Raw genomic sequence first — 12,421 nt, forward strand, 5'->3', positions numbered from 1 at the left:
CGTGTCAGCCCGCCCACCATTGCTTGATCGTGGCGCGAAGCGCGGCGCCGCCCGAGGCGGCATCTTCCTTGCGCAATGCCTTGAAGTACGCGCCGATCTGTTTGGCCGGAATGTGCGGGGGCAACGGCGGCATCTCGGGATCGGTCACCATCTCCAGCACCACCGGACGTCCTGCTGTCAGGGCGCGGTCCCACGCCGGGCCCACGTCGTCGGGGCTGTCGACCCGGATGCCTTCCAGGCCCAGCATCCGGCCATACTCCGCATACGAAAACTTGGGCAGCCACTGCGAATCCGGAAAACGCGGATCGCCGCCCATCACCCGCTGCTCCCACGTCACCAGGTTCAGGTCACCGTTGTTCAGCACCATGACGACCAGCGTGGGGTTGGTCCAGTCCTTCCAGCGATGGGCGATAGTGATCAGTTCGTTGATGCCCAGCATCTGCATGGCGCCGTCGCCCACCAGCGCGATGACCGGCCTGTCGGGATAGGCCACCTTCGCCGCGATGGCGTACGGCACGCCGCAACCCATCGTGGCCAGCCCGCCCGACACCGATCCCATCATGCCCGCCTGAATGTCGACGTTGCGCGCGTACCAGTTGGCGGCCGAGCCCGAATCGCACGTCAGGATGGTCTGCGGCGGCAGCCGCTTGGACAGCTCCAGGAACGGCCGCTGGGGATTGATCGGCTTGGCGTCGACCATGGCGCGGGCATGCACCGTCTCGCGCCAGGCGGACACCTGCTTTTCTATCCGGTCACGCCAGCGGCGCGCTTTCTTGGGTTCCAGCAGCGGAATCAACGCCTCCAGCGTCAGCCGGCTATCACCCACCAGGCCGATTTCGACGGGATAGCGCAGACTGAGCTTGCGCCCGTCGAGGTCGATCTGCACCGCGCGCGCCTGGCCTTCCTGGGGCAGGAATTCCGCATACGGGAACGACGTCCCCACCATCAGTAGCGTGTCGCACTCGTTCATCATGTCCCAGCTGGGCTGCGTGCCCAGCAGGCCGATGGCGCCCGTCACGTAAGGCAGGCTGTCCGGCAGCACGGCCTTGCCGAGCAGCGCCTTGGCCACGCCCGCGCCCAGCAGTTCGGCGACCTGGCTGACCTGCTCGCCCGCCTGCAGCGCGCCGGCCCCGACCAGGATCGCCACCTTTTCGCCGCGATTCAGGATGTCGGCGACGTTGCGCAGCGCGTCCGGCCCCGGCACGGCGGCGTGGGATGTGATGCCGATGCCCGTGTGCACCGTGCCGTGCTCGCGCGGCGGCACCGGCACGGCCGGCAGATCCTGTACGTCGTTGGGAAAGATGACGCAGGTGACGCTGCGGCGCTCCAGGGCGATGCGCATGGCGCGATCCACCATGTGACGCGCCTGCTCGGCGGTCGTCGCCATCTGCACGTAGTCGTGCGCCACATCCTTGAACAGGCTGATCAGGTCGACCTCCTGCTGGTAGTCGCCGCCCAGTGCGCTGCGCGCCTGCTGCCCGACCAGCGCAACTACCGGCTGGTGATCCAGCTTGGCGTCGTACAGACCATTGAGCAGGTGGATGGCGCCCGGCCCCGACGTCGCCAGGCACACCCCCACCTGACCGGTGAACTTTGCGTGCGCGCAGGCCATGAATGCCGCGCTTTCCTCGTGACGGGCCTGTATGAATTCCAGCGGCTCCTCGGTGCGGCCGAAGGCGCCGATGAGCCCGTTGATGCCATCGCCGGGGTATCCGTACACCTTGCGCACACCCCACTGCGACAGCCGCTTCAACACGAAGTCCGACACTGTTTCCATACATTTCTCCCGGCGGTCGTCGTTGAAAGCGACTGCATTCAGCAACCCCCGTTCCTGGCCCCGATGGGAATTTGGGAGGGCGTGCGCAGCTAAAAATTACAAAGCGCTCGGGCGATAAGCGTTGCGCGCGCCGCCTGTCCATCATTTGGATGACAGGTATTTCTGCTGCATTGCGCAATTTTTAGTGCGGGCCATGGTTTGGGCACAGCGCTTGCGTAAGGAGAGGCCTCGGCGTAATCGCGATCGAGTCGCAACTGTCTCGACCGGCCTATCAACTGGAGCAAGCATGGCAAAGACGAGAATCCTGATCGTGGCGGGAGAAGCTTTCCCTCTGGCCAAAACAGGCGGCCTGGGAGATGCGATAACGGGGATGGCGCGCGCGCTGATCGAGGCGCGAATGCCCCTGAGCGTGATGTTGCCCGGGTATCGGGGCGTCAAAGCCAAGCTGAACCGCGTCCGCCAGGTTGCCACGCTGCAGGACCTGCCGGGCGGCCCGGCCGCGCTGCTGGAAGGCAAGTGCCCGCAGTCCGGCATCGACTACCTGATTCTGGAAAACGATGCGCTGTATGACCGCGGCGGCCTGTATGTCGACGAGCACGGCAAGGAACATCCGGACAATGGACTGCGCTATGCGGCCCTGGCGCACGCTGCCGTGCGCGTGGCGGCCGGCCTGCCGGGCGTCATGCGCCCCACACTGGTGCACGCGCACGATTGGCACGCCGGTCTGGTGCCGCTGCTGCTGCGCGCCGCAGACCTGCCGGACGTCAAAAGCGTGATGACCATTCACAACCTCGCGTTCCAGGGCCTGTTCCCGATGGCCCACGCGGACGAATTCGGGGTGCCGGAATGGGCCCGCAACGATGACGGCGCGCAGGCCTGGGGCCAGCTCAATTTCCTGAAGGCTGGCATCCGCTACGCCGACCGCGTGACGACGGTCAGCCACACGTACGCCCGCGAGATCATGACCCCCGCGTTCGGCTGCGGCCTGGACGAGCTGTTGCGCAGCCGTGCGGACGACCTGTTGCCGATTCCGAACGGCATCGACGACGTGCTGTGGAATCCTGCGCGTGATCCGTACCTGCGCAGCCATCGCTATTCCGTCCGCGACCTGACCAACAAGATCCACTGCAAGGCCGCGCTGCAGCGCGAATTCGGCTTGCGCCCGGATCCGGGCGCGACGCTGATGGGCATGGGCAACCGCCTGACCGAACAGAAAATGGCAGACGTCGCGGTGCATGCGCTGCCGGAAGCGCTGGACCGCCACCCCAACCTGCAGATTGCAATCCTGGGCCAGGGTGACCATCGGCTTGAAGAAGCGTTGCAGGACATCGCCCGGCGCTACCCGGGGCGCTGCAGCACCCACATCGGCTACGACGAGGGCATCGCCCATCGCCTGCACGCGGGGTCCGACATTCTGCTGCACGCCAGCCGCTTCGAGCCCTTCGGCCTGACGCCGCTCTACGCCATGCGCTATGGCACGCTGCCCATCGGGTCTCGCGTCGGCGGCATGGCCGACACCATCCAGGACCCGGGCCCGCGCGCGCCGCTGTCGGCCATGTCATCGGCCACCGGCCTGCTCTTCGAAGGCGACACGCCGCAGGCAATGAGCGCGGCCATCGAGCGCGCAATCGATCTGCGCGCCCACGGCATTCTGTGGCGGCTGATGCAGCGCAACGCGATGAATACCGACTTTGGCTGGCGCGCCGCCGTCAGTCTGTACGCCAGCCTGTACCGGTCGCTGGTGGAGCCGAACTACCGCGATGCGGCGCCCGCTCCTGCCTTGCAGCCGGCCAGCGTTTCCGCCGTCAACCGCCGCCAGCCGCGCACAGGTGGCGCCATGCCAGCCGCCATCTAAGGAGCGACACCGGTGTCCCATCCCGCCGTCCCCGCGCCGTCCCGCGCCCCGATACGTCTTTATCACGCCCGCAACGGCCTGCCGGAGGGCGAAGCCGCCGTCCAGGCGCTGAGCAAACGGCTTGCCCAACGCGGCTTCAACGCCATGCTGGTGCCGGCCCCCTGGCTGACTGGGCCGCAGCCGGGTTCGCTGGCCGCGCAGGACGCCGACACGGCGATGCGGGATGGGCAGGCAACGCCGATCATCGAGTGGTACACGCAGGCCTCGGCGCAATTGGCGGCCCACGGATTGGCGCTGTTCGTGGATGTGATTCTGGACCGCAGCGCGCGCAACGCCGTGGCGGCAACCGCAGCGCCGGGCTGGTACCGCTCGCTGCATGAAGAACCCGCGCGCGATCCGCGGCTGACGCAGGAAGAGCGGGGGGTGCTGCATTTGCCCGAAGGCGCCCTGCCCCCCGGATTTCTGACCGCGTGGACGGAACGTCTGCTGGGCTGGGCCCGTAGCGGCGTCAAGGGACTGGTTTTCCAGGCGCCCCACCGCTTGCCGGCAGAGGCTTGGCATGAGTTGGGCGGCGCGCTGCGCGCACAGAACCCCGACGTGCGGCTGCTGGCGTGGACACCCGGTCTGTCACCCGCGGATCTGGCGGCCTTGCGCGACGCGGCGTTCGACGCGGCGTTCTCGTCGCTGCCGTGGTGGGACTTCAAGTCTTCATGGCTGGCCGAAGAAGACGCGCGGCTGCGTGCCATCGGCGAGGTCATCGCGGCGCCGCCGCAGTCCGGTGCGCTGCGCCCAACGGAGGACGGCAGACGCGCCATCTGGAGCGCGGCCGTCACCGGCGATGGCTTGATGCTGACGGACGAGGACGAACGGCGGCTGCCGGATGTGGAAACGGTGAACGCCTGGTTTGCCGGACCGCGGCTGAAAGGGCCACTGTGCATGCTGGGCGGCCGCGATGGCAGTTGCACGGCGCTTCTGCGCGACGCGGGCGAAGGCGCCACGCTGGCGCTGGCGATCAACCCCTCGGCCACCCAGGATGCGGCGATGGACTGGGACGCGCTGGCGCCTATGCTGCCGCCGGCAGATCTCGTGCCGTTCACCCCGCCCACCGGTCTGCAGAATCAGGCCAATGATCTGGCGGGCGGCGAGTGCGCGATGCTGATGTTCCAGCCGACGCAGCCGGTGCGCGACGCCGTGCGCCATCACCGCACCCGGGCCGATGATCTGGCCAACCAGCGCGTCGCGCTGGAGAACATCAGTCCGGCCGTCGATGGCGGGGCCTATCCCGTCAAGACCATTCCGCACGCGCGCATCGTCGTGCAGGCCGACATCTTCATGGACGGCCACGATCAGCTGGCCGCTGAAGTGCGCTGGCGCGCCAAGGACGAGGCCCGTTGGCACACCGTGCCCATGACGCGCGGCCTGAACGACCGCTGGGAGGCCCCCTTCCGGCCGCGCCGCATCGGCGCGCATGAATTCGTCGTCGCCGCCTGGTTTGACGCGTGGCACACATTTACGCATGACATCGAGGTCAAGCACCAGGCCGGCCGCGACCTGAGCCTGGAAGTACACGAGGGGTTGGCACTGCTGCGGGATGCCCTGGCGCGGGCGCAGGCGGGCTCACCCGCCGGCGCTGACGCGGAGCCGGTGCGTGAGGCGCTGGCCGCCTTTGCGGACGCCGACCTGGGCAACCCCGTTCCGCCGACGGCCGAGCAAGTCGCCGTGCTGCTCGATCCCGCGCTGGCGCGGGCGATGCACGAACTGGACGACCATCCGTTTGAAGCCGTCACCGCCATTGCCTACCCGGTCTGGGTGGACCGCGTCCAGGCTTGCCATTCAAGCTGGTACGAGCTGTTTCCGCGATCGCAAGCCGCCGAACCCGGGCGCCACGGCACCTTCGACGACGTGATCGCGCGGCTGCCCGACGTGCGCGAGATGGGCTTCGACGTGCTGTACATGCCGCCCATCCATCCGATCGGCCAGCGCAACCGCAAGGGGCGCAACAACAGCCTGCGCGCCGAGCCCGGCGACGTGGGCAGTCCTTACGCCATCGGCGCGCAAAGTGGCGGGCACGACGCGATCGAGCCCGCGCTGGGTACGCTCACGGAGTTCCTGAACCTGGTGGATGCCGCCGCGCAGCACGGCATGGAGATCGCGCTGGACTTTGCCATCCAATGCTCGCCGGACCACCCGTGGCTGGCCCAGCATCCGGACTGGTTCTCGTGGCGGCCCGACGGATCGCTGCGCTACGCCGAGAATCCGCCCAAAAAGTACGAGGACATTGTCAACGTGTCCTTCTATGGCGGGCAGAATCGCCGCGGACGCAAGCTGGGCCTGTGGCGCGCGCTGCGCGACGTGGTGCTGTTCTGGGTGAACCATGGCGTTCGCATCTTCCGCGTCGACAATCCCCACACCAAGCCGCTGCCGTTCTGGCAGTGGCTGATCTGCGAGGTCCAGGCCAAGCACCCGGACGTCATCTTTCTGTCCGAGGCCTTCACGCGCCCGAAGATGATGTACCGCCTGGCGAAGATCGGCTTCACGCAGTCGTACACCTACTTCACGTGGCGCAACGAGCGGGCCGAACTGGAAGCCTATCTGCAGGAGATCTCGTCGCCGCCCGCGGCCGACTTCTTCCGGCCGCATTTCTTTGTGAACACGCCGGACATCAACCCGTTCTTCCTGCAGACCTCGGGACGCCCAGGCTTTCTGATCCGCTCGGCGCTGGCCGCGCTGGGGTCGGGCCTGTGGGGCGTCTATAGCGGCTTCGAGCTTTGCGAAGGCGCGGCGCTGCCGGGCAAGGAAGAGTATCTGGACTCCGAAAAATACGAGCTGCGCCAACGCGACTGGCACGCGCCGGGCAACATCCGCGCCGAAATCACACGCCTGAACCAGATCCGCCGCGCCAATCCGGCGTTGCAGACGCATCGCGGCCTGACGCTGACCACCAGCACCAACAACCGTGTGCTCGCGTTCTACAAGTCCACGCCGGGCCACGGCAACGTGGTGCTGGCCGTCATCAGCCTGGATCCGTTCCAGGCGCAGCAGACGCGGGTCGAGGCGCCGTTCTGGCTGTTCGGCGAGGCCGATGCCGGCCAGCTGTCCGCCGAAGACCTGCTGACGGAAACCCGCGAGACCTGGCACGAGAAGCACCGCACGCTGACGCTGACCCCCGACCAACCTTATCGCGTGTGGCGGCTTTCGCTGCACGGATGAAGCCCGCGCCCAACGCCATGATGAGTAAATCCCAACCCATTCAGGACGATCCCCTCTGGTACAAGGACGCCGTCATCTACCAGTTGCACGTCAAATCCTTTTTTGACTCGAACGGCGACGGCGTCGGCGACCTGCCAGGCCTGATCTCCAAGCTGGACTACATCGCCAGCCTGGGGGTCAACACCATCTGGCTGTTGCCCTTCTACCCCTCGCCGCGCCGCGACGACGGCTACGACATCGCCGACTACCGCGGCGTGCATCCGGACTACGGCACCATTGCCGACGTGCGCAAGCTGATCCGGGCCGCGCACGCGCGCGGCCTGCGCATCATCACCGAGCTCGTGGTCAACCATACGTCGGACCAGCACCCGTGGTTTCAACGGGCGCGCGCGGCCAAGCCCGGTTCGGCGGCGCGCAATTTCTATGTGTGGTCCGACAACGACAAGGCTTATGCCGGCACGCGCATCATCTTCTGCGACACCGAAAAGTCGAACTGGACCTGGGACCCGGTGGCCAACGCCTATTTCTGGCACCGCTTCTATTCGCATCAGCCTGACCTGAACTACGACAACCCGCAGGTGCTCAAGGAAGTGCTGTCCGTCATGCGCTATTGGCTGGACATGGGCGTGGATGGTTTGCGCCTGGACGCGGTGCCCTACCTGGTCGAGCGCGAAGGCACCAACAACGAGAACCTGCCCGAGACGCATGACGTGCTCAAGCAGATCCGCGCGGTGATCGAAGCCGAGTATCCGGGCCGCCTGCTGCTAGCCGAAGCCAACCAGTGGCCCGAAGACGCGCAAGAGTATTTCGGCGCGGGCGACGAATGCCACATGTCCTTCCACTTTCCGCTGATGCCGCGGATGTACATGGCGATCGCACAGGAAGACCGCTTTCCGATCACCGACATCATCCGCCAGACGCCCGACATTCCGCCCACCTGCCAATGGGCCATCTTCCTGCGCAACCACGACGAATTGACGCTGGAAATGGTGACCAGCCGCGAACGCGATTACCTGTGGAATGTCTATGCCGCCGAGCCGCGCGCCCGGATCAACCTGGGCATCCGCCGCCGCCTCGCGCCGCTGCTCGAGCGTGACCGCCGCCGCGTCGAGCTGATGAACAGCCTGCTGCTGTCGATGCCCGGCACGCCGGTGCTGTACTACGGCGACGAACTGGGCATGGGCGACAACGTGCATCTGGGCGACCGCGATGGTGTACGCACGCCGATGCAATGGTCACCGGACCGCAATGGCGGTTTCTCTCGCGCCGATCCGGAGCGCCTGCCGCTGCCGGTGTTGATGGGCCCCTTGTACGGTTACGAGGCCGTCAACGTCGAGGCGCAGCAGCGCGACCCGCATTCACTGCTGAACTGGACGCGCCGCCTGCTGGCGCAACGCGGCCAAAGCCATGCATTCGGGCGCGGCACGCTGCGTTTCATCTTTGCCGGTAACCGCAAAATTTTGGCCTACCTGCGGCAATGGGAAGACACCACGATCCTGTGCGTCGCCAACCTGTCGAACGCGGCGCAGCCGGTCGAGCTTCACATGCAGGAGTTCAATGGCCGGGTGCCGGTGGAGATGCTGGGCGGCACGCCCTTCCCCGCCATCGGTGAACTGCCTTACCTGCTGACATTGCCGCCCTACGGCTTTTACTGGATGGACCTGAGCCAGGACGCCGCGCCGCCCGGATGGCATGCGACGGCGCCCGAACAGATGCCCGAACTGATCACGCTGGTGCTCAAGACGCGCGGTGGCGCGGCGCTGACCGATGCGTCGCGCGCCACGCTGGAACGTGAAATCCTGCCGCAGTATCTGGCGCGCCAGCGCTGGTTTCCCGGCTCCGAACCGCCCTCTCGTGCGCGCCTGGCCTACGCCACCCCGTTCGAATCGGCGGACGGCGAATACTACTGGGCCGAGATCGAGCCCGAGGACGGCGCCAAGGGTATCCGTGCGCAGGCGCCCTTCGTGCTGGTCTGGGACGAAACCGCCGTCATCCAGTACGCGATTGCCCGCGTGCGCCGCGGCGCCGAGGTCGGTGTGCTGGCCGACGCCTTCCTGCAGCCGGGGTTCGTGCGCAGCACGCTCAAGGCCATGCAGGCCGGTGCGGAGCTGGACGGACGCAGCGGCGGCAAGCCGGGCGACAAGCCGGGCGTGATCCGCTTCCTGCCCGAGGCCGGCCTGAAAGACATGGACTTCGATGGCGACGTGGACATGCATTGGTTGTCGGGCGAACAGTCCAACAGCTCGGTCATCGTCGGCAACCAAGTCATCCTGAAGATCATCCGCAGCGTGCAGCCGGGCCTGTCTCCGGAATCGGAAATGACGCGCTACCTGACCCGCGCGGGCTACGGCAACATTCCGCCGCTGCTAGGCGAAGTGCAGCGCATGGACGCCGACGGGATCGTGCATACCTTGGCGGTGGCGCACGGCTACGTGCCCAACGAAGGCGATGCCTGGAGCTGGACGCTGGACTTCCTGAAGCGCACGCTGGCCAACGCGCTGCTGGTGGGGACCTCGCCCGAGGAGTACGAGGAAACGCTGCAGGGCTACGCGGTGATGGCCGCAACCATCGGCGAGCGCCTGGGCCAGATGCACACGGTGCTGGCGGCGCCCACCGATGACGCCGGCTTCCAGTCGCGCCCGGCCAGCGAGGCCGACGCCGAGGCCCGGGCCGAACAGGTGCGCGCGCTGCTGGACCGCGCCGAAAAGAACCTGCGGACCGCGCTGGACAAGCTAGAAGAGCCGTCGCGCGCCTGCGCCGAATGGTTCTTCGAGCATCACGCGCGCCTGGCCGAGCGGGTGTCCGCCATGGCGCAGGCCGAGGCCGGGTCGCCCTGGCTGCGCATCCATGGCGACTTCCACCTGGGCCAGGTGCTGGTCGCGCAGACGGACGCCTACCTCATCGACTTCGAGGGCGAACCGATCAGCAGCCTGGAGGCGCGGCGCGCGCTGGCCTCGCCGTACAAGGACGTGGCCGGCATGCTGCGCTCGTTCGACTACGCGGCGGCATCCATTGCCCGCACCGACCTGATTGGCGGCGCGCATCTGGACGCCAACGCGGGCGCGGACGAGGTGCCGGCGCCGACCGTTGCGCCGGCCGAACAGCGCGACGCACTGCTGTCGCGGTTCCGGCAGCAGGCGTGCGACGCCTTCCTGCAGGGTTACCGTGGCGCGCGCGGTGGAGACCTGGCCGACGGCGCGGACCGCGAGAACACGCTGCTGACGCTGGCGCAGCTTGAAAAGGCCGCCTACGAAGTCAGCTACGAAGCCGCCCACCGTCCGGACTGGATCTCGATTCCGCTGTGCGCCCTGACAGAACTGGCGCGCAGTGTCCTGCTTTCCGCCGCCATCGACGCCGAAGGAAAAACGCCATGAGCGGAGCTCAAACCTCTTCGCCCTCCGCCGATGTGGCGGAGGGTCATATCAACCCGCAGGAACTCACCGCGCTGGCCCACGGGCTGCATGACAATCCATTCGGCGTGCTGGGCCCGCAGAATGGCTGGCTGCGCGTCTTCGTGCCCGGCGCCTCAAAGGTGGCGGTCCTGGATCCGGACGGCGAACGCACGGCATTGACGGAACAGGCGCAAGGCCTCTTCATCGGCCGCGCGCCCTACGCCCAGGCGGGTGACGGGTCGTCGTACCGCCTGGCGATCCAATGGCCGGCGGCCGAGCAGATCACCGCGGACCCATACGCCTTCGGCGCGCTGCTCGACGACACCACGCTGCAACGGCTGGCGCAAGGCGCCTGGCGCGAGGCTGGCGAGGCGCTCGGCGCGCATCTGGTCGAGGTCGACGGCGTCAGCGGCCTGCGCTGCGCGGTCTGGGCGCCCAACGCCCGACGCGTCGCCGTGGCGGGCGACTTCAACGGCTGGGACGCCCGCCGCCATGGCATGCGGCTGCGCCATGCGGCAGGCGTCTGGGAGATCTTCATTCCGGGCGTGCGCCCTGGCGAACGCTACAAGTTCGCGATTACCGACCGCAACGGCAATCAGTTCATGAAGGCGGATCCGATGGCGCGGCGCAGCGAGATGGCGCCGGCCACGGCTTCGATCGTGGACGACCCCGCGCCCTACACCTGGTCCGATGAAGACTGGATGCACGGACGCGGCGCGCGTCAGTCGCCCGATGCCCCCATCTCCATTTACGAAGTCCACGCCGGGTCCTGGGCAGACTGCGAGTCTGGCGTCTGCGGCTGGGACCAGATGGCCGACAAGCTGCCCGGCTACGCCCGCGCCATGGGGTTCACGCATCTTGAGCTGATGCCGATCATGGAGCATCCGTTCGGCGGCTCGTGGGGCTATCAGCCCCTGGGCATGTTTGCGCCGACCGCGCGCTACGGCCCGCCCGAGGCCTTCGCGCGTTTCATCGACCGCTGCCACGCGGCAGGCATCGGCGTGATTCTGGATTGGGTGCCCGCCCACTTCCCGGACGATGCGCACGGGCTGGCCGCCTTCGACGGCACCTCGCTCTATGAATACGAGGACCCGCGCGAAAGCTATCACCCCGACTGGCACACCATGGTCTACAACCTGGGCCGCAACGAGGTGAAGGCCTTCATGATCGCCAGCGCGATGCATTGGCTGCGGCGTTTTCATATCGACGGGCTGCGGGTGGACGCCGTGGCGTCGATGCTCTACCGCGACTACAGCCGTCAGCCTGGTGAATGGATCCCCAACCGCTATGGCGGCCGCGAAAACCTGGAAGCCGTCCAATTCCTGCAGGAGTTGAACGACACGGTGCGCGCCGAGGTGCCGGACGCGATCATGGTGGCCGAGGAATCGACCGCGTGGCCCGGCGTGACCGCGCCCGTGTCGGAAGGCGGCCTCGGGTTTCACTACAAATGGAACATGGGCTGGATGCACGACACGCTGCGTTATCTGTCGCAGGATCCCATCCATCGCCGCTACCACCACCACGACATCACGTTCGGCATGGTGTATGCCTTCAGCGAGCGCTTCATCCTGCCGCTGTCGCATGACGAAGTGGTGCACGGCAAGGGTTCGCTGCTGGGCAAGATGCCCGGCGACACGCAGACCCGGCTGGCCAATCTGCGCGCGTACTACGGCTTCATGTGGGCGCACCCCGGCAAGAAGCTGCTGTTCATGGGCGGCGAACTGGCCCAGCCCGCCGAATGGAACCACGACGCCACGCTGAACTGGAACCTGCTGGATCACGCAGGCCACCTGGGCATTCAGCGCCTGGTGGCCGACCTGAACCGGCTGTATCGCGACGTGCCGGCGCTGCACGCGCGGGATGCGGACCCGTCAGGTTTCGCGTGGACGATCCTGGACGATCAGGACAACAGCGTCGTCGCCTTCCTGCGCACCGACGGCCAGCAGCAGATGCTGGTGGTGTCGAACTTCACGCCGGTCACCCGGCACGATTACCGCATTGGCGTTCCGCGCGCCGGCCGCTGGGCCGAACGGCTGAACACCGATGCGTCCCACTACGGCGGGTCCGGCCAGGGCAACCAGGGCGGGGCTCACACCGGCGACATGGCTGCCCATGGGCAGCCGCAGGCCCTGTCGCTCACCCTGCCGCCTCTCTCGACCCTCTTCCTGATGCACGAAGGCTGAATCC

5 protein-coding genes are annotated in these 12,421 nt (G+C 67.3%); 4 read left to right on the forward strand and 1 reads right to left on the reverse strand.

What is annotated here, in order from left to right; genetic code table 11:
• Positions 1-4 precede the first annotated feature (4 nt).
• The gene (locus B2W22_RS05025; protein ID WP_286936455.1) at positions 5-1,777 is read right to left on the reverse strand and encodes a thiamine pyrophosphate-requiring protein; all 1,773 of its coding nucleotides are present in this window, start codon (positions 1,775-1,777) and stop codon (positions 5-7) included.
• Between the two features lie 286 nt (positions 1,778-2,063).
• Here B2W22_RS05025 and glgA point away from each other — a divergent pair, with 286 nt between their 5' ends.
• The 4 genes from glgA (at position 2,064) to glgB (ending at position 12,417) form a co-directional block, all read left to right on the forward strand.
• Complete coding sequence (gene glgA, locus B2W22_RS05030; protein ID WP_175121578.1) at positions 2,064-3,632, forward strand: glycogen synthase GlgA; 1,569 nt, start codon at positions 2,064-2,066, stop codon at positions 3,630-3,632.
• A 144-nt stretch (positions 3,633-3,776) separates the two neighbouring features.
• Complete coding sequence (locus B2W22_RS05035; protein ID WP_414631941.1) at positions 3,777-6,842, forward strand: alpha-1,4-glucan--maltose-1-phosphate maltosyltransferase; 3,066 nt, start codon at positions 3,777-3,779, stop codon at positions 6,840-6,842.
• Complete coding sequence (gene treS / locus B2W22_RS05040) at positions 6,839-10,216, forward strand: maltose alpha-D-glucosyltransferase (protein ID WP_414631938.1); 3,378 nt, start codon at positions 6,839-6,841, stop codon at positions 10,214-10,216. Before B2W22_RS05035 ends, treS begins: the two co-directional genes overlap by 4 nt.
• Positions 10,213-12,417 (forward strand): 1,4-alpha-glucan branching protein GlgB, encoded by a 2,205-nt coding sequence (gene glgB, locus B2W22_RS05045; protein WP_286936462.1) that lies wholly within the window; start codon positions 10,213-10,215, stop codon positions 12,415-12,417. The genes treS and glgB overlap by 4 nt, the downstream gene beginning before the upstream one ends.
• Positions 12,418-12,421 lie beyond the last annotated feature (4 nt).

This window comes from Achromobacter sp. UBA4530, assembly GCF_002388205.1.
GTDB lineage: Bacteria > Pseudomonadota > Gammaproteobacteria > Burkholderiales > Burkholderiaceae_B > Achromobacter > Achromobacter animicus.